This is a genomic window from Pseudomonas maumuensis, assembly GCF_019139675.1.
Classification (GTDB): Bacteria; Pseudomonadota; Gammaproteobacteria; order Pseudomonadales; family Pseudomonadaceae; genus Aquipseudomonas; species Aquipseudomonas maumuensis.
Window position 1 is genome coordinate 119,355 of sequence record NZ_CP077077.1, and the last position, 23,494, is coordinate 142,848.

The 23,494-nt window shown below is 64.9% G+C and carries 20 protein-coding genes; 4 read left to right on the plus strand and 16 right to left on the minus strand.

The features are described 5' to 3' along the window. Positions 1-52: 52 nt before the first annotated feature. Positions 53-1,480, minus strand: a complete 1,428-nt coding sequence (locus KSS90_RS00575) for a mechanosensitive ion channel domain-containing protein (RefSeq protein ID WP_217867834.1) — start codon at positions 1,478-1,480, stop codon at positions 53-55. Positions 1,481-1,752: 272 nt separating this feature from the next. Between KSS90_RS00575 and ycaC the strand changes: the two genes are divergently transcribed. From ycaC to KSS90_RS00590, 3 genes are all read left to right on the plus strand, one after another. Next, the gene (gene ycaC, locus KSS90_RS00580) at positions 1,753-2,382 is read left to right on the plus strand and encodes an isochorismate family cysteine hydrolase YcaC (RefSeq protein ID WP_046853656.1); all 630 of its coding nucleotides are present in this window, start codon (positions 1,753-1,755) and stop codon (positions 2,380-2,382) included. A gap of 57 nt (positions 2,383-2,439) precedes the next feature. Next, a complete protein-coding gene (locus tag KSS90_RS00585) occupies positions 2,440-2,991 on the plus strand; it encodes an antibiotic biosynthesis monooxygenase (RefSeq protein WP_217867835.1) in 552 nt (183 codons plus the stop codon). Positions 2,992-3,057: 66 nt separating this feature from the next. Further along, positions 3,058-5,028 (plus strand): amidohydrolase, encoded by a 1,971-nt coding sequence (locus tag KSS90_RS00590; protein WP_217867836.1) that lies wholly within the window; start codon positions 3,058-3,060, stop codon positions 5,026-5,028. A 32-nt stretch (positions 5,029-5,060) separates the two neighbouring features. On the opposite strand, the gene KSS90_RS00595 is transcribed toward KSS90_RS00590, so the two are convergent. The 15 genes from KSS90_RS00595 to KSS90_RS00665 form a co-directional block, all read right to left on the minus strand. Next, positions 5,061-5,972: a LysR substrate-binding domain-containing protein gene (locus tag KSS90_RS00595; protein ID WP_217867837.1), complete on the minus strand. Its 912-nt coding sequence runs from the start codon at positions 5,970-5,972 to the stop codon at positions 5,061-5,063. Positions 5,973-6,384: 412 nt separating this feature from the next. Then, positions 6,385-6,669 carry a DUF6124 family protein gene (locus tag KSS90_RS00600; protein ID WP_217867838.1) on the minus strand — a complete coding sequence of 95 codons (285 nt, stop codon included), beginning with the start codon at positions 6,667-6,669 and terminating at the stop codon, positions 6,385-6,387. Positions 6,670-7,394: 725 nt separating this feature from the next. Continuing rightward, positions 7,395-7,679 (minus strand): DUF6124 family protein, encoded by a 285-nt coding sequence (locus tag KSS90_RS00605; protein ID WP_217867838.1) that lies wholly within the window; start codon positions 7,677-7,679, stop codon positions 7,395-7,397. 694 nt (positions 7,680-8,373) lie between these two features. After that, positions 8,374-10,161, minus strand: coding sequence for a monovalent cation:proton antiporter-2 (CPA2) family protein (locus KSS90_RS00610; RefSeq protein WP_217867839.1), 1,788 nt, complete (start codon positions 10,159-10,161; stop codon positions 8,374-8,376). Positions 10,162-10,385: 224 nt separating this feature from the next. Further along, positions 10,386-11,402: an alpha/beta hydrolase gene (locus tag KSS90_RS00615; RefSeq protein WP_217867840.1), complete on the minus strand. Its 1,017-nt coding sequence runs from the start codon at positions 11,400-11,402 to the stop codon at positions 10,386-10,388. 30 nt (positions 11,403-11,432) lie between these two features. Continuing rightward, positions 11,433-11,690, minus strand: a complete 258-nt coding sequence (locus tag KSS90_RS00620; RefSeq protein WP_217867841.1) for a DUF2790 domain-containing protein — start codon at positions 11,688-11,690, stop codon at positions 11,433-11,435. Positions 11,691-11,868: 178 nt separating this feature from the next. After that, a complete protein-coding gene (locus KSS90_RS00625) occupies positions 11,869-13,356 on the minus strand; it encodes a YifB family Mg chelatase-like AAA ATPase (protein WP_217867842.1) in 1,488 nt (495 codons plus the stop codon). A gap of 196 nt (positions 13,357-13,552) precedes the next feature. Further along, positions 13,553-16,066 carry a TonB-dependent siderophore receptor gene (locus tag KSS90_RS00630; protein ID WP_217867843.1) on the minus strand — a complete coding sequence of 838 codons (2,514 nt, stop codon included), beginning with the start codon at positions 16,064-16,066 and terminating at the stop codon, positions 13,553-13,555. An 81-nt stretch (positions 16,067-16,147) separates the two neighbouring features. After that, entirely contained in the window at positions 16,148-17,089 is a 942-nt protein-coding gene (locus KSS90_RS00635; protein ID WP_217867844.1) for a FecR domain-containing protein, read from the minus strand. Beyond that, positions 17,086-17,568 carry a sigma-70 family RNA polymerase sigma factor gene (locus KSS90_RS00640; RefSeq protein WP_217869711.1) on the minus strand — a complete coding sequence of 161 codons (483 nt, stop codon included), beginning with the start codon at positions 17,566-17,568 and terminating at the stop codon, positions 17,086-17,088. Before KSS90_RS00640 ends, KSS90_RS00635 begins: the two co-directional genes overlap by 4 nt. Before the next feature lie 179 nt (positions 17,569-17,747). Then, the gene (locus tag KSS90_RS00645) at positions 17,748-18,107 is read right to left on the minus strand and encodes a DUF2493 domain-containing protein (protein ID WP_217867845.1); all 360 of its coding nucleotides are present in this window, start codon (positions 18,105-18,107) and stop codon (positions 17,748-17,750) included. A 12-nt stretch (positions 18,108-18,119) separates the two neighbouring features. Continuing rightward, the gene (gene mgtA / locus KSS90_RS00650) at positions 18,120-20,831 is read right to left on the minus strand and encodes a magnesium-translocating P-type ATPase (RefSeq protein ID WP_217867846.1); all 2,712 of its coding nucleotides are present in this window, start codon (positions 20,829-20,831) and stop codon (positions 18,120-18,122) included. Positions 20,832-21,632: 801 nt separating this feature from the next. Beyond that, the gene (locus KSS90_RS00655; RefSeq protein WP_031316465.1) at positions 21,633-22,061 is read right to left on the minus strand and encodes a TOBE domain-containing protein; all 429 of its coding nucleotides are present in this window, start codon (positions 22,059-22,061) and stop codon (positions 21,633-21,635) included. 41 nt (positions 22,062-22,102) lie between these two features. After that, entirely contained in the window at positions 22,103-22,456 is a 354-nt protein-coding gene (locus KSS90_RS00660; RefSeq protein ID WP_217867847.1) for a gamma-glutamylcyclotransferase family protein, read from the minus strand. 3 nt (positions 22,457-22,459) lie between these two features. Beyond that, on the minus strand, positions 22,460-22,723 hold the full coding sequence (locus KSS90_RS00665) for an accessory factor UbiK family protein (RefSeq protein WP_217867848.1): 264 nt from the start codon (positions 22,721-22,723) through the stop codon (positions 22,460-22,462). A 406-nt stretch (positions 22,724-23,129) separates the two neighbouring features. On the opposite strand from KSS90_RS00665, the gene glnK reads away from it, so the two are divergent. Then, complete coding sequence (gene glnK, locus KSS90_RS00670; protein ID WP_002555808.1) at positions 23,130-23,468, plus strand: P-II family nitrogen regulator; 339 nt, start codon at positions 23,130-23,132, stop codon at positions 23,466-23,468. Positions 23,469-23,494: the final 26 nt, after the last annotated feature.

A 23,494-nucleotide genomic window follows, 5' to 3' on the forward strand; every position in this document is an offset into this window, starting at 1 on the left:
CTGTGGGAGCCGGCTTGCCGGCGATAGGGCCCGTGCGGGCGACGAAGCTCGGTCATTTGTGCAACCAGCTGAGGAAGCCACCCTTCTTCACCACCGCCGGCTTCTGCAACAACAGCGACTCGCGCTTCTGCCGCCGGAACCGCTGCAGTTTGGTCAGTGCCGACTTCACATCGCCGCTTTCGGCCAGGCAACCGCGCACCTGCTCCTTGTCGATGCGATACAGCATGCAGCCACTCAAGGCGCGAAACTCGACAGGCGAGGCCTCGTCATCCACCAGGCCCTCGAGCCCGAGCACCTCGCCGGGCCCCATGCGCCCACCCTCGATTAGCCGTTCGCCATCGCGAACCGACGCCAGCACCACGCCGCGGCTGATCAGCAGCACATGCTCCGAGCGCTCGCCGATGTCGAGGATCACCTGGTCAGCGAGGTATTCCACCGTGGTCATGCGCTGGCTCAGAGCGTCACGCTCTTCGTTGCTCAGCGAGCGGAACACCCGCACTTCGTCCAGCAGCTCACGCTGGCGGCTGCGCACCGGGGCGCCCAGCTCGGTGTTCCAGGTCACGCCGCTGGCTTCCAGGTGGCGGTGGGCGAGGTCGAACAACTGGTTGCGCACTTCGGTCTTGCGCGACATCTCGGCGATGAAGCCGCTGGCTTCGTACTCCACTGACTCCAGTGTCGAAGCCTTCACCGTGACCTTGGGCACAGGCTTGTCCAGCAGGATGCTGGTGCCTTGCAGGGTTTTCTCCAGCGCGTCGAACACCCGTTGCGGGCGCACCTTGGCCGGCACCACCACGCTGATCGACACCCCGTGAACCTCGGCCGGGCGGCTGAAGTTGAGGATCTTGGCCTTGGCCGCCACCGAGTTGGGGATCACCGCCAGGCTGCTGTTGCCAGTGATCAGCCGGGTGGCCCGCCAGTCGATGTCGACCACCTTGCCCTCGGTGCCGTCGATCGAGATCGCGTCGCCGATCTGGTAGGGCCGCGTGGTGTTCAGCACGATGCCCGAGAACACGTCGGCCAGGGTGCTCTGCAGCGCCAGGCCGATGACGATGGCCATGACCCCTGAGGTGGCCAGCAGCCCCTTGACCGGCAGTTGCATCACATAGGCCGCCGCAGCCACCACCGCGGCGAGGAAGATCAACGCCCCCAGCACATCCTGCAGCAGGCGCCCACCGTGGCTGCCACGGGCCACCAGCAACTGGCCGAACACCACGGTCACCGTGCGCGCGCCGAACAGCCACCAGCCTATCGCCAGCACCGTGGCCATCAGGTTGCGTGACACGTCGTCGGCCCAGGGTGGCGGTTGCAGCGGGCTCATGCCGGCCGTCAGCAACACCCCGCTGAACAACAGGAAGATCACCAGCCGCGTGGCGATGCGCCAGACCCTGTGCTGCAGCGGGATCAACTGCCAGAGCAACAAGTCGAGGAAGATCAGCAAGGTGCCGAGCAACAGCGGGTACGACTGGATGAACGCCAGCATGGTGGTCTCGGTGCGGGGAGGGCTGTACGTAGTAATAGAGCAGCTTGAGGTGCCAGGCAATGGGGGCAACGCCGTCCCTGTGGGAGCCGCGGTTCGCCGCTGCGACTTGCCGGCGATGAGGGCGGTGCAGCCAATGCCGCTTCATCGTTCATAAAACAGAACGCTAAAGCCAAATTTCGCTATCTACCGCCATAAAGGTCATGGTTTTAATCTTCTCCCATCAACGCGAAACACCCAACCCACTGAAGATCGAAACCCAAGGAGCACCGGCAATGAACAACTTCAAATACAACCGCCTGAACAAAGACGACGCCGCCGTACTGCTGGTCGACCATCAGGCCGGCCTGCTGTCCCTGGTCCGCGACATCGAGCCGGACCGCTTCAAGAACAACGTGCTGGCCCTGGCTGACCTGGCCAAGTACTTCAACCTGCCGACCATCCTCACCACCAGCTTCGAGCAAGGCCCCAACGGCCCGCTGGTGCCGGAGCTCAAAGAGCTGTTCCCGGATGCCCCGTACATTGCCCGCCCCGGCCAGATCAACGCCTGGGACAACGAAGACTTCGTCAAGGCAGTGAAGGCCACCGGCAAGAAGCAGCTGATCATCGCCGGCGTGGTGACCGAAGTGTGCGTGGCCTTCCCGGCCCTGGCGGCCCTTGAAGAAGAGTTCGATGTGTTCGTGGTCACCGACGCCTCCGGCACCTTCAACGAAATGACCCGCGACGCTGCCCACGACCGCATGAGCCAGGCCGGTGCCCAGCTGATGACCTGGTTCGGCGTGGCCTGTGAGCTGCACCGCGACTGGCGCAACGACGTCGAAGGGCTGGCGGCGCTGTTCTCCAACCACATCCCTGATTACCGCAACCTGATCACCAGCTACAACGCCCTGACCGCCGGCAAGTAAGCCGCCCCGCCAGGCACCGGCCCGGTGCCTGGCCCCACCCCTTTCAGGTACGCCGCGATGAACGACAGCACCGTGGTCACGCTGGTCATCCAGCACAAGGTCCGCGCCGAAGCCCTGGCACGCTATGAAACCTGGCTGCGCCACACCGTCGGTGTGGCCCGTCGGCAACCGGGCCATCTGGACGTCAACGTGATTCGCCCTGACGACGGTGGTCGCCAGTTCACCACCGTGGTGCGCTTTGCCGAGGCCAGCCAGTTGCAGGCCTGGGTCGACTCCACCGAGCGCCAAGCGCTGGTGGCCGAAGTGCTGCCGCTGCTGGAGGAGGGCGACCAGACCCAGGTGCATGATGATCCGGAGTTCTGGTTCACCCCAAGCGCCACAGGCGCTTCGCAGCCACCGCGTTGGAAGCAGGCTGTGCTCACTTACCTGGTGATCTGCCCGCTGACCCTGGTCATTCCGCAACTACTGGCGCCGCTGTTTGCCCGCTATCCGCTGTTGGGTGACCAGATCACCGGCAACTTGATCACCAACCTGTTCGTCATCCTGCCCGTGGTGTTCTACATCATGCCTTGGGTGACCCGCCGCTGTGCCGGCTGGCTGCGCCGCTGAGCGCTCGCCGTGATCCATTGCTAGCCTTCAACCGCCTGCCGATCACCCACCCGGACGGAGAGCACCATGAGCCAGGACCCTACCGACCAGAGCCGCCGCAAGTTCCTCGCCACCAGCACCGTGCTCGGTGCCGCCGGCGCCTTGTGGAGCGCATTGCCGTTCACCGATTCCGCCCATGCCGCCCTTTCAGGAGATCCCATGTCCGCCGACCTCATCTTGTTCAATGGCAAGCTGCACACCGTTGACCGCGAGAAACCTACTGCCAGCGCCGTGGCCATCAAGGACGGCAAGTTCCTCGCCGTGGGCAGCGATGCCGAAGCCATGGCCCACAAGGGCGCCGCCACGCAGATCATCGACCTCAAACAGCGCACCGTCATTCCAGGCCTGAACGACTCACACCTGCACCTGATCCGCGGCGGCCTGAACTACAACCTCGAATTGCGCTGGGAAGGCGTACCGTCGCTGGCCGACGCCCTGCGCATGCTCAAGGAGCAGGCCGAGCGCACGCCGAGCCCGCAGTGGGTGCGCGTGGTCGGCGGCTGGAACGAGTTCCAGTTCGCCGAAAAGCGCATGCCCACCTTGCAAGAGATCAACCAGGCCGCGCCGGACACTCCGGTATTTCTGCTGCACCTGTACGATCGCGCCTTGCTCAACCGCGCCGCGCTCAAGGCCGTGGGCTACACCAAGGACACGCCGAATCCGCCGGGTGGCGAGATCCAGCGTGACAAGTTCGGCAACCCCACCGGCATGCTCATCGCCCGGCCCAATGCCACGATCCTCTACGCCACCCTGGCCAAGGGACCGAAGCTGCCGCTGGAGTACCAGGTCAACTCCACCCGCCAGTTCATGCGCGAGCTCAACCGCCTCGGCCTGACCAGCGCCATCGATGCCGGCGGCGGCTACCAGAACTACCCGGACGACTACCAGGTGATCCAGGAACTCGCCGACAACGACCAGCTGACCGTGCGCATTGCCTACAACCTGTTCACCCAGAAGCCCAAGGAAGAGCTCACCGACTTCAAGAACTGGACGCAGAAGGTCAAGCCGGGCGACGGCAACGACTTCTTCCGCCACAACGGTGCCGGCGAGATGCTGGTGTTCTCCGCCGCCGACTTCGAGGACTTCCTCGAACCGCGCCCGGACCTGCCGCAGACCATGGAGCAGGAGCTGGAGCCTGTGGTGCGCCACCTGGTCGAGCAGCGCTGGCCGTTCCGCCTGCACGCCACCTACGACGAGTCGATCTCGCGCATGCTCGACGTGTTCGAGAAGGTCAACCGCGACATTCCGTTCAATGGCCTGCCATGGTTCTTCGACCATGCCGAGACCATCACCCCGCAAAACATCGAGCGGGTGCGGGCGCTGGGCGGGGGCATTGCGATCCAGGACCGCATGGCCTTCCAGGGTGAATACTTCGTCGATCGTTACGGCGCCAAGGCCGCCGAGCACACCCCGCCGATCAAGCGCATGCTCGACATGGGCGTGCCGGTGGGTGCCGGGACCGACGCGACCCGGGTGTCCAGCTACAACCCGTGGACGTCGCTGTACTGGATGGTCAGCGGCAAGACCGTTGGTGGCCTGGAGCTGTACCCGGAGGGTCTGAGCCGCGAGACCGCGCTGCAACTGTTCACCCACGGCAGCGCCTGGTTCTCCAGCGAGCAGGGCAAGAAGGGGCAGATCAAGGTCGGCCAGCTGGCGGACCTGGCGGCGCTGTCGCTGGACTTCTTCAGCGTCGATGAAGAGGCGATCAAGGGTATCGAGTCGGTGCTCACTGTTGTCGACGGCAAGGTGGTGTACGGCGCCGCCGAGTTCGACAAGCTGGGCCCGGCGCAGGTGCCGGTGCTGCCCGAGTGGTCGCCGGTGGCCAAGGTGCCGGGGCACTGGCGCGCCGGGGCACCAATGGCGGCGGCGCTGCACCAGTGCGTCGGGCCGTGCGGGGTGCATGCCCACAGCCATGAGAAGGCGCGGCACTCCAGTGTGCCGGTGAGCGATTACCAGGGCTTCTGGGGCGCGCTGGGCTGTTCCTGCTTCGCGTTCTGAGTGGGCCAGGGGCTGCAACGCAGCCCCAGTATCTAAGCCATGTCGCTGATGGCGAATTCTTCCGCCAGATGATCGATCAACGACCGCACCGACGGCAGCAACCCGCGCCGCGACGGGAAGATCGCATGCACGATGCCGCAACGCGGGTGCCAGTCCGGCAGAATCTCCACCAGGCGCCCCGCCGCCAGATCCTCGCGCACCGCCACCCTTGGCAGGTGCGCGATCCCCACGCCCGCCACCACGAAGTGTCGCAAGGCAAACAGATCATCGGTGACCATTCGCGGCGTGTGCGGGATCACCAAGCTGCGGCTCATGTCCTCGCCTTGGAACAGCTCCCACTGGTACTCACGCTGGGCGCTGCCCCAATGGACGCTGGGCAGCTCACTGAGCTGCTGCGGGTCGAAACCTTCGGCCAGCCGTTCGAGAAACGACGGATGCCCGACCAGGCACTGGGTGCTGTTGCTCAGCACCTTCATCACCATGTCGGTGTTCTCCAGCGGCGGGAAGCGCACCCGCAGCGCCACGTCGAAGCCCTCGTGCAGCAGGTCGACGCGCCGGTTGGTGCTCTCGATGAACAGCTCCACCTGCGGGTACTTGAGCATGTAGCGGGTGAGCATCGGCCCGACCCAGGAGTTGAGCAGGGTGGTCGGGCAACTGATGCGCACCAGCCCACGCGGCTCGCTGCGGTTGCGCTCAATGATCTCGGCGGCGCCCTCGGCCTCGACGCGCATGGCCAGGCAGCGGTTGTAGTAGGCCTGGCCGATCTCGGTCAGCGAGCAATGCCGGCTGGTGCGGTGCAGCAGGCGCACGCCGAGGCGCTCCTCGAGGTCGGCGATGCGCCGGCTGAGCTTGGACTTGGGCATGTCCAGCGCCCGCCCGGCCGGGGCGAAGCCACCGTGCTCGACCACCTGGGTGAAGTAGTAGAGGGAGTTGAGGTCTTCCAAGGGGCGATCTCCACAGCGCGCCGGGGTAGTGGGGCGCAGTCTACCGGGTGGTGGGGCTGGAGGGCAGGGCGACAGCTTTGTGGCGCCTATGAGATCGAGCGCCGCCCGCGCGGCGCATCGCTGGCAAGCCAGCTCCCACATCTGTTTCGGGCCAGTGAGTCCTGTGAAGGTACCGCTGTCCGCCTTGGCGCATGTCTTGAGACAGGTGGGAGGCCAGTTGTGCTCACGCTGAAACCGCGTTGTACCAACAAGGCGTACAGCCGCGGCGGTGCAGGCATAACTGGCCCGAAACAGATGTGGGAGCTGGCTTGCCAGCGATGCGCCGCGCGGGCGGCGCTCGATTTCATAAGCGCTGCAAGGCGTGCGGCGTACCCCTGGTAGCCTTTACCCAATCCCTTGCATGGCATGTCGCTTACTGAGACTCAATACCCTCCAGCATCGCCTCGGTCAGGCCCTCGGCCATCTCGATCCCATGCAGGCTGGCCCACAGCAGGTTCCTGCCGGTTTCATCCGTATGCTCCAACACCTTGTAGCCAACGTTGTAGGCGCTGCGCAGGTACTCGGCGACATGCACCAAGGCGTCGTGGGCGTTGATATTGGGGTTGACCGCAAACAGCGGTGGGTGGCCGGCGTCGCATTTGCCGAAGGCGTGGTGACGGGTGTCGGGAAGGGGTGGGTCGGGGACGATTTTTTTCATGGTCAAGCTCCGATAGAAATTGACCGGCACCGTCCGTTTCCACGCGAAGGGTGGCGGCTGTACACGGGGTGGAAAACCAGGTCATCGGAGAACCCCGGCAGGCCTTGCGGCCTCCCGCGTACAGCTGCCGTCACGACAGATAATCCGATAACCAACCAGCCGGGTTTCCACGCCCGATCGCTGAACCGACAGCGACCTGGTCAGCCTAGAGGGCATGATTTCCCCGGACAATCAGAAGGGTATCGACAGACCTTGTAGGGTATTTCCTTGGGTGTAGGTTGCCCAGCGAGAAAATTCTTCAGGGGCTGTGGGAGTTATCTGGTGATATTGAGTGCGCGCGGTTTTCACCGGTGATCTTGAGTAATGGCCACCAGGTGTAAGCCTGTAGGTCTATGGCGCCTATCAGATCGAGCGCCGCCCGCGCGGCGCATCGCTGGCAAGCCAGCTCCCACATCTGTTTCGGGCCAGTGAGTCCTGTGAAGGTACCGCTGTCCGCCTTGGCGCATGTCTTGAGACAGGTGGGAGGCCAGTTGTGCTCACGCTGAAACCGCGTTGTACCAACAAGGCGTACAGCCGCGGCGGTGCAGGCATAACTGGCCCGAAACAGATGTGGGAGCTGGCTTGCCAGCGATGCGCCGCGCGGGCGGCGCTCGATTTCATAAGCGCTGCAAGGCGTGCGGCGTACCCCTGGTAGCCTTTACCCAATCCCTTGCATGGCATGTCGCTTACTGAGACTCAATACCCTCCAGCATCGCCTCGGTCAGGCCCTCGGCCATCTCGATCCCATGCAGGCTGGCCCACAGCAGGTTCCTGCCGGTTTCATCCGTATGCTCCAACACCTTGTAGCCAACGTTGTAGGCGCTGCGCAGGTACTCGGCGACATGCACCAAGGCGTCGTGGGCGTTGATATTGGGGTTGACCGCAAACAGCGGTGGGTGGCCGGCGTCGCATTTGCCGAAGGCGTGGTGACGGGTGTCGGGAAGGGGTGGGTCGGGGACGATTTTTTTCATGGTCAAGCTCCGATAGAAATTGACCGGCACCGTCCGTTTCCACGCGAAGGGTGGCGGCTGTACACGGGGTGGAAAACCAGGTCATCGGAGAACCCCGGCAGGCCTTGCGGCCTCCCGCGTACAGCTGCCGTCACGACAGATAATCCGATAACCAACCAGCCGGGTTTCCACGCCCGATCGCTGAACCGACAGCGACCTGGTCAGCCTAGAGGGCATGATTTCCCCGGACAATCAGAAGGGTATCGACAGACCTTGTAGGGTATTTCCTTGGGTGTAGGTTGCCCAGCGAGAAAATTCTTCAGGGGCTGTGGGAGTTATCTGGTGATATTGAGTGCGCGCGGTTTTCACCGGTGATCTTGAGTAATGGCCACCAGGTGTAAGCCTGTAGGTCTATGGCGCCTATCAGATCGAGCGCCGCCCGCGCGGCGCATCGCTGGCAAGCCAGCTCCCACATCTGTTTCGGGCCAGTGAGTCCTGTGAAGGTACCGCTGCCCGCCTTCGCATGCCTTAAGACAGGTGGGGCACCAGTGGTGCTCATGCTGAAACCGCGTCGTGCCCACCAGGCGTACAGCCGCGGCGGTGCAGGCATGACTGGCCCGAAACAGATGTGGGAGCCGGCTTGCCGGCGATGCGCCGCGCGGGCGGCGCTCGATCTCATGGGCGAAATAACCCTCAAGACATGCACATGAGGCCCTCAATCCTCATCCGACGCAAACAACCGCTCCAGCTCCACCCGCGCTTCCTTGGCCGTCTGCATCACCTTGGCCCGGTCGTCGCGGACCTGCCCTTGGGCCTCCAGCACCTGCTCGTCATGCTCGGTGAACCGGGCGATGCGGTCTGTCGCCTGGGCTTCGGTGAGCCCCAGCCCGACCAGCGCGCGGCGGCTCATCTCCAGGCTGGAATAGAACGTCTCGCGGATCGGGTCGGCGCCCACGTCCATCAGCTTATGCACATGCTGGCGGTTACGTGCCCGGGCGATCACCTTCAGGTGCGGGTACAGGCGCTTGGCCCGCTCCGCGGTGTGAATGGCCACCTCGGGGTCGTCGATGGTGATGATGAAATACTCGGCCTCGCCGACCTTGGCCGCGTGCAGCACTTCGGGGCGCAGTGGGTCGCCATAGAACACCGGCACCTGTTCGAACATGCGGGTCATCTCGATGGCGTCCACCGAGGTCTCCAGCGCTATGAACGGGATCTTCTGCGCCCGTAGGATGCGCGCGACGATCTGGCCCATGCGGCCCATGCCGGCGATCACCACGCGCGGGGTGCCAGCGTCGATGGCCTTGTACTGCTCGGGCACCTCGCGGGCGGGCTGCGGGCGCTTCAGGGCGCGGGCGCAGCCGAGCATCAGCAGCGGCGTTAGGGCCATCGACAGGGTGATGGTCATCAGCAGCAGGTCGTAGGTCTGGGTGTCGAACAGGCCCTGGTCCTTGCCCAGCTTGAACACCACGAAGGCGAACTCGCCACCGGCAGCCAGCACCATCCCCAGGCGCAGGGCGCTGGCGCTGTTCAGGCCACCGGCCAGGCGGCCGACGCCGATCAGCAACGCAAGCTTCACGCCGATCAACAGCAGGGTCAGGCCCAGCAGCACCAGCGGCATTTCCAGCAGCAGGCGCAGGTTGGCGCCCATGCCGACGCTGATGAAGAACAGGCCCAGCAGCAGGCCCTTGAACGGTTCGATCTGCGATTCCAGCTCATGGCGGTATTCGGAGTCGGCCAGCAGCAGGCCGGCGAGGAAAGCGCCCAGGGCCATGGACACGCCGGCCTCCTCCATCAACCAGGCGGTGCCGATCACCACCAGCAGCGCGGTGGCAGTGGACACTTCCGGCAAACCGGTGCGGGCGACGATACGGAACAACGGGCGCAGCAGGTAGCGGCCGCCGACGATGACGATGGCGATGCTGGCGAACACCTTCAGGCCATGTTCGAGGCTGTCGCCATGGCTGGTGTCCGGGCCGCTGGCGGCCAGCAGCGGCACCAGGGCGATCAACGGGATGGCAGCGATGTCCTGGAACAGCAGGATGGCGAAGGCCAGCCGACCGTGGGGCGCATTGAGCTGCTTGCTTTCGGCCAGGCTCTGCAGGCCCAGCGCGGTGGATGACAGGGCCAGACCAAGGCCTAGTACGATGGCTGCGGGCAGCGTTTGGCTGAAGCCGAACAGGGCGATGGCGCCCAGTACCGCGCCGGTCAGGACCACCTGGGCGGTGCCGACGCCGAACACCGATTTGCGCATCAGCCACAAGCGTCGTGGTGAAAGCTCCAGGCCGATGATGAACAGCAGCAACACCACGCCGAGCTCGGAGATGTGCGCGACGCTCTCGGTGTCGCGGATCAGCCCCAGGGCCTGCGGACCAATGGCCACGCCGGCCAGCAGGTAGCCGAGCACGGCGCCCAGTTGCAGGCGCTTGGCCAGCGGCACCGCGACCACGGCGGCGAGGAGGAAGATGACGGCGGTTTGTAAAAGGCTGCCTTCGTGTGGCATTGCTCGGACTCCTTGAACTGCGTGCGGCAGCGCTTGATGCAACAGCTTATGCCATCGATGAAAGTGGCGGGCATTTTCGGGTGGGAAGCGAAACAGGACAATCCTGGGGTTACAGGAAGCAGCGTTCTGAAAGTAGGACCTTTGCTGAATCAATCGCGGGGCAAGCTCGCTCCCACGCAGGTACCAGACCTTTGTGGGAGCGAGCTTGCCCCGCGATCAGTTGCTTATTGCAGATGGGCTTTCAGCGCCTGTGCCGCCTGATCCATGGCACTGCGTACACCGGGCACGGTGCTCAGCACATTCAGCAGGCCGTAGTCATGGATCATGCCGTTGTAGCGCACGGCGGTCACCGGTACCCCGGCGGCGTCCAGCTTGCGCGCATAAGCCTCGCCTTCGTCACGCAACACGTCCATTTCGGCAGTCTGCACCAGGGCTGGCGGCAGGCCTTGCAACTGCTCGAGGCTGGCGCGCAGCGGCGAGGCGTGGATGTCGTCGCGCTGGTGCGGATCGGTGGTGTAGCTGTTCCAGAACCACTGCATCATGTTGCGGGTCAGGAAGTGGCCTTCGGCGAACTGGTTGTAGGACGCATTGTTGAAGTTGGCGTCGGTCACCGGCCACAGCAGGGCCTGGAAGCGCAGCTTCGGCGTGCCGGCCTCCTTGGCCTTCAGTGCCACCACCGCGGCCATGTTGCCTCCGACGCTGTTGCCGGCCACCGCCAGGCGGCTACCGTCAACCCCGATCTCCTTGCCGTGCTCGGCGACCCAGCGGGTGGCGGCGTAGGCCTGGTTGATCGCGGTGGGGAACTTCGCTTCCGGTGACGGCGTGTAGTCGACGTAGACCGCCGCAGCACCGGAGCCCACCACCAGGTCACGGATCAGGCGTTCGTGGGTGGGGTAGTCGCCCAGCACCCAGCCGCCGCCGTGGAAGAACATGAACACTGGCAGCTCGCCCTTGGCGCCCTCAGGCCGCACTACGCGGATTTCCAGCGGCTGGCCGTCGGCCTGGATGGTCCGGCGTTCGACGCGGATTCCCGACACATCGACCTTCACCCCGGCCTGGGCACCGCTCAGCACCGCACGGGCATCCTTGGGTGCGAGGGTCTCCAGCGGCTTGCCGCCACCGGCGGCCAGGGCGTCGAGGAAGCCTTGGGTGGTGTGCTCGACGCCGGGGCTGCCGGCGGCGAAGGCGCTGTTCACGGCGAGGGCCAGCAGGCCGGCGGTCAGGGTGTGGGACAGTTTCATGTTCTAGCTCCTTTGGGGGTGAGGCGCGGCTCAGTTCTGGTTGGCGAGGACGGTGGGTTGCACGTAGCTCACGGCGCGCAGCTGGCCGCTGCTGTCGCGGTAGGTCAGGGTGGCGGTGCTGGTCTGGCCTTGGGCGCTGACGGGGGCATCGACGCTGACGACCTTGGCGATGTCCAGGTCCATGCCGTAGCGGTACGGGGTGGCTTCGCTGGCGAAGCTGCTGACGCTGGTGCCGAGGGCCAGGGTGGTGACGGTGACGGTGACGGCGAAGGCTTTGCGAAGGGTCATGATCGTTCTCCGGGTTCTGCTGAGTGGGGTTGGCGACTGCTTGCTGCTTGAGATGAATAGTGCGCGCAAATATTTAGCGCGCAAAATATATTTCCGCTATGAGACCGATTGAGTGGGTCTGTCGAAGGGGCTCAGCCTTGATGCAGCGGGTGATTACGCGGAAAACCGCCGTAAAAGATCAGGCGCTGGGCCGATACTGCAGCGCCTCCGCCAGGTGCGACCTGGCGATGGCTTGCGTGCCCTCCAGGTCCGCCAGGGTGCGAGCCACCTTCAGCAGCCGGTGTGCTGCCCGTAACGACAGCGTCAGCCGTTCGCAGGCCTGCTCCAGCCAGGCCTGGTCGACCGGCTCCAGCGGGCAATGCCGGCGCAGCCCCTTGAGGTCGAGGAAGGCATTGGCGCAGCCCTGGCGGCGCTGCTGCAGCTCCCGTGCCTCGGCCACCCGCTGGCCAACACTGGCGCTGGTCTCGCCGCTGGGCTGGTGGGTCAGCACGGTGCTTTCCCGGGCCACCGTCAGGTGCAGGTCGATGCGGTCGAGCAGGGGGCCGGACAACTTGTTGCGGTAGCGCTGGATCTGCTCGCTGCTGCACCGGCAACGGCCAGTCGGGTCGCCCAGGTAGCCGCAGGGGCAGGGGTTCATGGCCGCCACCAGCTGAAAGCGCGCCGGGAAGCGCACCCGGTCCTTGGCCCGGGCCACCACGATCTCGCCCGACTCCAGCGGCTCGCGCAGTACCTCCAGCACGCGCCGTTCGAATTCGGGCAGCTCATCGAGGAACAGCACGCCATGGTGCGCCAGGGTGATCTCGCCGGGTTGCGGTCGGCTGCCACCACCCACCAGCGCCGGGCCGGAGGCCGAGTGGTGAGGATGGCGGAACGGCCGCTGTGGCCAGCAATCGAGCGGGGCATGGCCGCTGACCGAGCGGATCGCCGCCACCTCCAGTGCCTCGCGCTCGTCCAGCGGCGGCAGCAGCCCGGGCAGGCGGCTGGCGAGCAGGGTCTTGCCGGTGCCCGGTGGGCCGGAGAACAACAGGTTGTGCGCGCCGGCGGCAGCGACCAACAATGCCCGCTTGGCGGCGATCTGGCCCTGCACCTCGCTGAGGTCCGGGTAGGGGCGTTGCTCCAGCAGCAGGCCATTCGCGGCGTAGGGTGACAGCGCCGGTTGCGCATTCAGGTGGGCGACCAGTTCCCGCAGGTGCCCCACCGCGTACACCACCAGGCCGCTGGCCAGGCTCGCCTCTTCGGCGTTTTCCTTGGGCACCACCAGCGCCCGCTTCACATCGCGCGCCGCCAGTGCCGCAGGCAGTACGCCCTGCACTGGGCGCAACGCCCCCGACAGCGCCAGTTCGCCCAGGCATTCGATACCGTCGAGGGCGGCAACCGGTACTTGGCCGTTGGCGGCCAGGATGCCCAGGGCGATGGCCAGGTCGTAGCGGCCACCGTCCTTGGGCAGGTCGGCCGGGGCGAGGCTCTGGGTGATGCGCCGGGCCGGGTAGTCCAGCCCGGAGTTGACGATGGCGCTGCGGACCCGGTCCTTGCTCTCCTTGACCGTGGTCTCCGGCAGACCAACCAGGGTGAGCGTGGGCAGGCCGTTGGCCAGATGGGTTTCGACGCTGACAGCGGGTGCCTGCACCCCCACCTGGGCGCGGCTGTGGACGAGGGCGAGGGACATGGGGCACTCCGTGTTTGCAGGTGATGGCCGCGTCCTGCGGCCTGGCAAAGCTTAGTGGCGCTCCTGTGCAGGTGGACGAGAAGAGTGCGTCGAATTTTGTCCGGCCTGGCGCCCGGAGATGTGGACGCCCAGCGTGCCGGACATCGGCGTACACTGGCACGCCGATCTGCCTGGTTTCATGAAGTAGGTTGCGACCTCATTCGAATACGCCGCGTAAGGTCAGCACGAAGTTGCGCGGCTCACCGTAGTAGTTGCCGTACTCGGACGTGCCGACGCTGGCGTAGTACTTGCGGTCGAACAGGTTGTTGCCGTTCAGGGCCAGGGTCCAGTGATCGTCGACCTTGTACTCGACCATGGCGTCGTAGACGGCGTAGCCGCTCTGGCTGAAATCGAACGGGGTTTCACCCACGGTGTTCCAGTTGGCGTCGAAGCGGTAGGCCTTGCCTTCCACGTAGCTGGCGCTCTGGGCGGTTACCCCGGCGCCGACGCGCCACGCCGACCAATCGCCCGGCGGGTTGTAGACCGACCAGAGCTTGAACAGGTGCTTGGGCGTGACGGTGCTGTACAGCGTCTCCTCGCTCTGGTCATCCATCAGGTTGAGGGTATAGCCGGCGATCACATCCCAGCCCGGCAGGACTTCGCCGGTGGCCTCCAGGTCGATACCCTTGCTGACCACCTTGCCCTGGCCGATGAAGCAGCAGGAGGCGCTGTAGCTGAACGGTGTGTCAGGGTAGGCGGGGTCCTTGATCGCCTGATGTTCACGCTTTGTGTAGAACAGTGCGGCGCTGAGGTTCAGCGCTCCATCGAACAGCTCGCCCTTGATCCCGGTCTCGTAGGTCTTTCCGGTCATCGGGTCGAGGGAGGTGCCGGACTTTTCCGGGCCCTTGAGTTTCTGCGCCTGGGGTTTGTAGATCTCGGCGTAGCTGACGTAGGTCGACCACTGGTCGTCGAGCGCGTAGATCAGGCCACCGAATGGCACCAGGGTGGTCGGCTCGCTGTGCGAGACCTGGTCCTGGCGAACCCAGTCCCCGGAGCCATCGCGATTGCGTGTGGCGTAGGCCTGTTCGAAGGTATAACGCTGGGCGCGGGCGCCGATCACCAGTTTGAGCGGGTCGGCCAACTGCAGGCGTAGGGTGGAGTAGAGACCGTACTGCTTGCGTTTGTTGGGGTAGTAGTCGCGGTAGAAGGCATGGTTGGTGGCCTCGGTCGGCAACGGTGTCGACTGTGGGTCCCACAGGTCGATCATGCCGCCCAGGCCGACCTTGCCCTGGGCCGCGCGCCAGCGGCTGGTGACCTCCTGGTAGTCGCCACCCACCAGCAGTTCGTGTTGGCGGCCGAAGGCGTCGAAGGTGCCGGAGAGGTTGACGTCGAACACCGACTGCTTGCTCCAGCTGGAGACATAGCTGCCCCACCAGTAGGGGCCGGTGTTGCTGTTCTCGTCAACGGAGCCGTAGGGGATCACGCCCTCGGTGGAGCCTTCGTTGTACGAATAGGTGTAGGAGGTGTTGAGCTTCCAGTCATCGGAGAAGTGATGGTCGAGCTTGGCGAATAGCTCGCGGGTGTAGCTGTCGTTCCAGGCGCTGTTGGTGGTGTACCAGGTGTGCCGCGGCAGTTTCAGGTCGCCGCCGGTGCTGTAGCGCGGCAGGCCGTCGCCCACGCCGTTTTCATGGACCTTGTCGTAGCTGCCGCCGAAAGTGAGCATGGTGTCGTCGCTGACGTCGGCCTCGAGCACGCCATAGAAAAACGGCCGTTCGGTGCTGCGGTTGTCGAAGAAGTACTGGCGGTCCTGGTAGGCGGCCACCATCCGTCCGCGCAGCTTGCCGTCGAAGGCCAGGGGACCTGTGACATCCACTTCGCTGCGGTAGTTGTCCCACGAGCCCGCCGAGGCTTCGAGCTTGAGCTGGTAGTGATCGAGCGGGCGCTTGCGCACCAGGTTGACGATGCCGCCCGGGTTGCCGGTACCGCCGAGCAGGCCGCTGGCGCCGCGCAGCACTTCGACATGGTCATAGGCGGCCAGGTCGTACTTGCGTTGGCTGTAGAAGGTACCCAGACCGTTGCCGATGTCCATCGGTGCCGTGCCGTCGATCTGCAGGTTGTCGATCGGGAAGCCGCGGGAGATGAATTCCTGGGTGTTGAAATTGACGTTGCGCAGGGTGATGCCGGGGGTGAACTTCATCGCGTCGTCAAGGCTGACCATGCGCCGGTCTTCGATCAGCTGGCGGCTGACCACCGATACCGACTGCGGGGTGTCCTTCAGGCTTGTCGGGGTCTTCGAACCGACGCTCACCAGCCCGGTAGTGTAGGAGCGTGTGCCCTCGGTGGCCTGGCCCATGCCTTGACCCTGAACCTGCGTGCTGCCGAGTTCCAGGGCGTCGCCAGCGCTGGCGGCGAACTGCAGCGCCCAGTTGCCGTCGGCGGCCTGCACGGCCTTGAGCCCGGTGCCTTCGAGCATCAGGTACAACGCCATGTCGGTGGGCAACTGGCCGCGCACCGGCCTGGCCTGCTTGCCCTGCACCAACTGCGGGTCGTACGGCAGGGTGATGCCGGCCTGCTCGGCGAAGCGGTTGAGGGCTTCGGCCAGTGGCGCGGCGGGGAGGTCGTAACGGCGCAGAGGCTGTTCGGCCAGCACGGGATGGGCCAGGCCGATGCCGGCGCCAAGCAACAGGGCCTGGGCGAGCAAGGTGGGGCGGTAGCGGGACAGCAGATCCATCGGAAGCTCCTGGGAATTGGCAGGTGTTTTTCCTGTTTGTCGAAGGAGCGGGGAAAACCCGTAAACGAGAATCGATTTTCTTTACGCCGGGAGGATGCGCACCCACAACGCGGTGCGCCATTGCAGGCGCACCGGCCAGGTGTGAGCCAGGCTGCGCAGGGCATTGTCGCTGTCGTCGAGCTGGAACACCCCGGAAACGCGCAGGCCGGCCACCGTCGGATCGCAGCCGACCCAGCCTTCGCGCTGACGGGCCAGGGTATCGGCCAGTTCGGCCAGGGGCATGTCGTTGGCGATCAGCAGGCCACGGGTCCAGGCCGAGCCCTGGGCCTGGGGATTGGCCAGGGGCTGCGCGCCATGGCGGTCGATGCGGTACTGCTCGCCGGCCTTGGCCAGTTGTTGGGCTCGCCCGGGCACCTGGATCGCGATCTGGCCCTGGTCGATGGCCAGGCGCGTGTTGCCGCGCGCCTGGCAGACATCGAATGCCGCGTCGAACGTCCACAGGCTGGCCTCGGCGCTGGTCACGCACAGGGGGCGTTGCCGGGTGTCGCCCCGCGCGCGGACATAGACCTGCCCTTCAAGCAGTTCGACCAGACGCTCGGTCGCGCTGAAGCGCACGTTGACCGCACTGCGGCTGTTGAGCTGCAGCTCGCTGCCATCGGCTAGCTGGAGACGGCGGCGCTCTCCGGTGCGGGTGCTGTGGTCGGCCAGACTCAGGCGCCAGGGTGAGTGTTGCAATGCCGTGCCGCTCAGGCCCAGCCCCATCACGCCGAGTGTTAGCAGCTTGAGGGCGTGTCGGCGATCCGCCCGCTCGGGCGCCGTCAACGCCCGCAGGGCAACGCCACCGGGCAGTTCGCGGGCCTGGCTGAAGCAGGCCTGGGCTTCCTGCAGGGCCTGCCAGGTGGCTTCATGGCGTGGGTCGCTCTGGCGCCAGGCAAGGCAGGCGGCACACAGTGCCGGCGCATGCTGCGCCGACTCGAGCCTGACCAGCCAGCCGATGGCCTGGTCGAGCACGTCGTCGCTCATGATTCCAGCCTTGCCAGATAGCAGTGGCGGATGGCCTTGACCATGTACTTCTCGACACTGCTCAGGCTGATCCCCAGGTGATGGGCGATTTCCTGGTAGCTCATGCCTTCCAGGCGTGACAGCAGGAAGGCCATGCGCACCTTCCCCGGCAGGCCATCGAGCATGGCGTCGATCTGCATCAGCGTCTGAAGCAGGATCAGCTGGCGCTCGGCCGAGGGCGCCTCGGGCTCCGGCAGGCTGGCCAGGGCCTGCAGATAGGCGGTCTCCAGTTTGTGTCGGCGTTGGCGGTCGATCATTAACCCTTTGGCCACGCTGCTGAGCCAGGCTCGCGGTTGGCGCAGCGTCGGAATCAGCTCCGGCCGGCCGAGCAGTTGCACGAAGGTGTCGTGGGCCAGGTCCGCTGCGTTGTCGGCATGTTGCAGGCGTCGCCGCAGCCAGCCCAGCAGCCAGGCGTGGTGATCCTGGTACAGCACATCCATGGCCTGGCGCGGCGGCGGAATTGAGGGTGAGGGCACGACGAGCCTCTCCTGCAAAAGGAATGAGCGAGATGCAGATGGGAATCGCTCTCAATCCTACGGGGTTTGCGGTCGTGTGCTCAAGAGGGCTACGGAATGTTCTGATGGGGGACGCCAAGCGCCCCCCTCAGATCGTGGTCAGGTCAATGTGACCGTGGCTGCCTGCCGCAGATCACCGGAATCCCCGAACCCCGCGCCCGGGCCAGCAGCTCCTCGGTATCGTCGCCGCCCGGCAGCGCCAGCACCAGGTCGGGCCGGCTGTCGCGCAGCATGAAGACGTTGCGCAGGCGCTCGGCCAGCTTGCCGTGCAACTGCCAGTTGGGCGGGTAGCGCACGATGTCGGCGCCCTGTTCGCGGGCCCAGCCTTCGATCTCGCCACCCAGGTGCTGGCTGCCGCCGTGGATCAGCACCCGGATCGGTTGCTGGCGCTGGAGGGCGTCCAGCGCCTGGCGGCAGCGTTGGTTGTCGGCGTAGTTGCGCCCCGCGCAGATCAGTACGCGCATGTCCACCCCCCCTCAGAACCACTGGCCGAAGCGGCGGATGTACAGGGTCTTCATGCCCTGGGCCACCAGGCAGTAGCCGAGCAGGGTCGCGGCCAGCCATGGGAAGTATTCCCAAGGCAGCGGCACCAGCCCGACCATCGCCCCCAGTGGCGAGAACGGGATGTAGATGCCCAGGCACATCACCAGGCCGGTGGCGAGGATCACCGGTAGCGCCGCGGTGCTCTGGAAGAACGGCACCTTGCGGGTGCGCAGCATGTGTACCACCAGGGTCTGCGACAGCAACCCCTCGATGAACCAGCCGGACTGGAACAACGCCTGCATTTCCACGCTGTTGGCGGCGAACACGTACCACATCAGGGCGAAGGTGGTGATGTCGAAGATCGACGAGGTTGGGCCGATCCATAGCATGAAGCGACCGATGTTGCGGGCATCCCACTTGCGTGGCTCGCGCAGGAACTCCTTGTCCATGCGATCCCACGGCAGCGACAGCTGGGAGAAGTCGTACATCAGATTCTGCAGCAGCAGGTGGATCGCCAGCATCGGCATGAACGGGATGAACGCGCTGGCCACCAGCACCGAGAACACGTTGCCGAAGTTCGAGCTGGCGGTCATGCACAGGTACTTCATGATGTTGCCGAAGGTTTCGCGGCCCTTGAGCACGCCTTCCTCCAGCACCATCAGGCTCTTTTCCAGGAGGATGATGTCGGCCGACTCCTTGGCGATGTCGGTGCCGCTGTCCACCGAGATACCCACGTCGGCATCGCGCAGCGCCGGGGCGTCGTTGATGCCGTCGCCGAGGAAGCCCACGGTGTGGCCGTTGGCCTGCAGCGCCTTGAGCACCCGCGACTTCTGCAGCGGAGTGAGCTTGGCGAACACGGTGCGCTCTTCGACCAGCGCCTTGAGCTGGGTGTCGTCCAGGCGCTCGATGTCCTGGCCAAGCAGCGGCTGACCGGGCTCCAGGCCCACTTCGCGGCAGACCTTGCAGGTGACCACCGGGTTGTCTCCGGTCAGCACCTTCACCTTCACTCCCATCTCGCGCAGGGCGGCGATGGCCGGGCCGGCGGTTTCCTTGGGCGGGTCGAGGAAGGTCAGGAAGCCACGGATCACCAGCTCGCGTTCGTCATCGGTGTGGTACTGAGGCTTGCCCTCGGCGGCCGGGATGTCACGGGTGCCGACCAGCAGCACGCGGAAACCCTCCTGGTTGTAGCTGCTGGCGGTGGCCAGCAGTTGCTGGCGTCGCCCGGCATCCAGTGCGACCCGCTGGCCGCCTTCTTCCACATGGGTGGCGATGGCCAGCATTTCCTCGACGGCACCCTTGCTCACCAGCAGGTGATCGCCCAGGGCATCCTTGACGATCACCGACAGGCGCCGGCGAATGAAGTCGAAGGGCAGTTCGTCGACCTTGGCGTAGGCATAGGGTGGCTGGAAGCCCTGGTCTTCGCCGGCAAAGCGCAGCACGGCCTGGTCCATCAGGTTTTTCACGCCGCTCTGGTGGTGGCTGTTGAGCCAGGCCAGTTCCAACAGGCGCGGGTCTTTATGGCCGCTGGGGTCGACGTGGTGTTCGAGGATGATGCGGTCCTGGGTCAGGGTGCCGGTCTTGTCGGTGCACAGCACATCCATCGAGCCGAAGTTCTGGATGGCGTTCAGGCGCTTGACCACCACCTTGCGCCGGGCCATGGCCACGGCACCTTTGGCCAGGTTGGCGCTGACGATCATCGGCAGCATCTCCGGGGTCAGGCCCACGGCAACGGCCAGGGCAAACAGGAAGGCGTCGCTCCAGTCGCCCTTGACCACGCCGTTGAGCATGAACACCACCGGCACCATCACCAGCATGAAGCGGATCAACAGGCGGCTGACGCTGTTCACGCCACGGTCGAAGGCGGTCTGGCTGCGCGAGCCGACGATGGCCTTGGCCAGCGAACCGAAATAGGTGCGCTTGCCGGTGGCCACCACCACGGCGCGGGCGCGGCCGCTGACCACGTTGGTGCCCATGAAGCCGATGTTGGGCAGGTCGAGCAGGCCGCTTTCATCGCTGGCGCTGCCTCCGGCGGACTTTTGCGCGACGTGACCGAGGGTGTCGTACTTCTCCACCGGCAGCGCCTCGCCGGTCAGTACCGCCTGGCTGATGAACAGGTCGCGGGACTCGATCAGGCGGATATCGGCGGGGATCATGTCGCCGGCGGCCAGTTGCACGATATCGCCGGCCACCAGCTCGTTCATCGGCACTTCGCGCAGGCGCGCCGGCTGGTCGTGGTGCTCGCGGCGCAGCACGGTGGCGGTGGTGCGGACCATGGCCTTGAGGGCGTCGGCGGCCTTGCCCGAACGGTACTCCTGCCAGAAGCGCAGCAGGCTGCTGAGGCTGACCATGGTCATGATGATGATGACCTTGGTCAGATCCGCTTCTTCCATGTCGCCTGCGCGTACCGGCAGCCAGTAGTCGGTGACGAAGCTGATCCCGGCGAGGGTGAGCAGCACGTAGATGAAGGGGTTGTGCAAGGCCTTGAGCAATTGCACCAGGGCCGGTTGCGGCTTGTCATGGGCGACTTGGTTGGCGCCGTCGCGCTGCAGGCGCTTGGCGGCTTCGTGCTCGGTCAGGCCCAGTTCGCTGGCATCGAGGTTGGCCAGGGTCACGGCCAGGCCGTTGCGTGCCTCGCGGGCGGCGCGCATGGACAGGCGGGTGTCTTCGCCGGCTTTGCTGCGGGTGTTGCGGTCTTTTACGGTCATTTGGCTGTGCTCCTGCCGCAGGAGGCGGCACGACACACAGTCGACTCACGGTAGGAAAGGTGAGTGAACGTGTCCCGTGTCGCAATGATTCAAACAATGAAAAACTTGGTTTTTCCGACGTTTACGTGTTCGCTGGCGAATGCCGGAAATAAGATCGGCAGCGAACTTTCTACTGGCTGATTCCATGGTCGGTTATTCCATTTGTTAAGTGGCGGGCAATAGAAAACCAACGAACTTTAATTGCTTAAAGTTCGGAAGTTCCTGACGATTTAAATGGCGTCAGTTCAGCGAACGGACAGCATCGCGCGCGTCACTGCAGGCAGCAACGGGCGCGCTATCGACTGGGCGGTTTCAGGGGCGAGGACAAGCCCCAGCCGCGGACAGGACGGTACGGGGCCTTGTGCGCAAAGGCGCGCAGGCGAGGGGTAGCGATATCGAGGTTCATGAGCTTGCCTCCGACCGGGCGGGCACCCGGGGCGGCAAGCAACGGCGGAGCATCAGGCTCTGGCGCGGCTTGCCCGACCTAGGGGCGGGCCCGGAGTTCCGGTTCAAGTGCCTGGCGGCCAAGAGCTGCCAGACAGCGACTAGATACTGTGTCCATTGAATTCTTCGTGAGTTGAAATAAAGGCCCGCTTTTCGGGGCGGGTGAACTTTATGCAAAGCATAGCGGGGAAGTCAACCGGGAAGACGTAACTTAAACAAGTTTCATCTACTGGGAGGGGAATTAATGCAATGCCCTGTGCAAGTGCCATCGCGGGGCAAGCTCGCTCCTGCCTGGTCAAGGCAGAAGCGGGCATTCGATCAGGGCTTGGCGCCCAGGATGATGTGCGAGGCCTTAATCAGCGCGGTGGCCTTCACTCCCGGCTTCAGGCCAAGCTCCTGCACCGCTTCGCGGGTGACGATGGCATACACCTCGGTGCCGCCCGACAGCTTCAGCACCACCTCGGCATTCACCGCGCCGTCGCCGACTCGCAGCACTTCGCCTTCGAGGCTGTTGCGCGCGGACAGCCTGTAGCCTGCGGCATCGGTCATCAGCACCACCCACGGTGCCTTGACCAGCGCCACGGCCTGCTTGCCGACGTTGATGTTGAGGTTGTGCAGGCTGGCCATGGTGACCACCGCCACCAGTTTCTCGCCGCCGCCGAGGGTCAGCTCGACCTCGGCATTCACCGCGCCAGGCTGGACGGCGCTGACGGTACCTTCGAAGACATTGCGTGCACTGACTTTCATGGGGAAGCACTCCGTGTGATCAATCACCACGCCCGAGGCATTCAGGCGCGTACGTAAACCCAGGCGGTCAACCCCGAGGCGAGGCCGACGGCGATACGCTTGTAGTCCGACACTTCGTAGCGGTCGGCGGCGGCCAGCTCTTGTTCGCTGATCTGGAAGACCATGCCAGCGACGCTGTCTTCGGCCCGCTCGCTGGGGGAGACGATGGGGTGGTGGCTCTTGCCGCTGGTGGCCAGCACTTCAGGATCGGTGATCTGCACCCAGTCCTGGCGATAGCCCGGCATGCGGTCGGCCTGGCCGGTCAGCTCGCGGCCGAAGTTGGCCAGTTGCACGGCCTTGTCCTGCAAGGTGCCGTAGGAGAACAGCAATACCGGGTAATCGCTGGACTTTTGCATGGCTTATTCCTGAGCGGGTGGGGCGATCCGTGCTTCCAGCTCGGCGAACTGCTGCTCGAGGGCTTCGAGACGGGCGCGGGTACGGGCGAGCACCACCATCTGGCTGTCGAACTCCTCGCGGCTGACCAGGTCGAGCTTGCTGAAGGCACCCTGCATCAGCACCTTGAACTGGCTTTCCAGTTCGGCGCGGGGCGCGGCAGTGTCGCCGCTGAACAGGCGCGAGGCCTGGTCGCTCAGGGCATCGAGGAAGGCTTTGGGCGCGAGCATGTCTGGTATCCGCTGATCACTGAAAGGGCAGCAGTGTAGCACGGGGCTTTTGCCCGTTTGCCCTGCACGCTTTTCGCGCAGGGCGGCCAAAGGCCGCGCACCGATTTTGTGCGCTTTTTCGCTGCTGGCAACTGGCCAATCCCTACCGATTCACGCAACTCTCTGTTTTTTCGGTCGTTGTACGAACTGGCAAGGTTTCTGCAAAGACCCGAGTGAGCCATGCACTGATGCAGTCCCTTGTGACCAGGCAGTGCGCAGGCGGAGCCGCGAGGTCCTTCGTCACAGGCGGATCGTGCGTCGGCGGGGAGAATGGAGCCGACGACGCGTTACAAAGCCAGGCGCTGCGCTTAGACTTGAGACGGGTTTGTTTTCCTGGGGCAAGTCCATCAAATCGGGAGAGAGTTTCATGAAGCTAGTCACTGCCATCATCAAGCCGTTCAAGCTGGACGACGTGCGCGAGTCGCTGTCGGAAATCGGCGTGCAGGGCATCACCGTTACCGAAGTCAAAGGTTTCGGCCGGCAGAAGGGTCATACCGAGCTGTATCGCGGCGCTGAATACGTGGTCGATTTCCTGCCCAAGGTGAAGATCGATGTCGCCATCGACGACAAGGACCTCGATCGGGTGATCGAAGCCATCACCAAGGCAGCCAACACCGGCAAGATCGGCGACGGCAAGATCTTCGTGGTCAATCTGGAGCAGGCGATCCGCATCCGTACCGGCGAAACCGATACCGACGCGATCTAAGCGCCAAGCAAAGCCTCACCAAACCC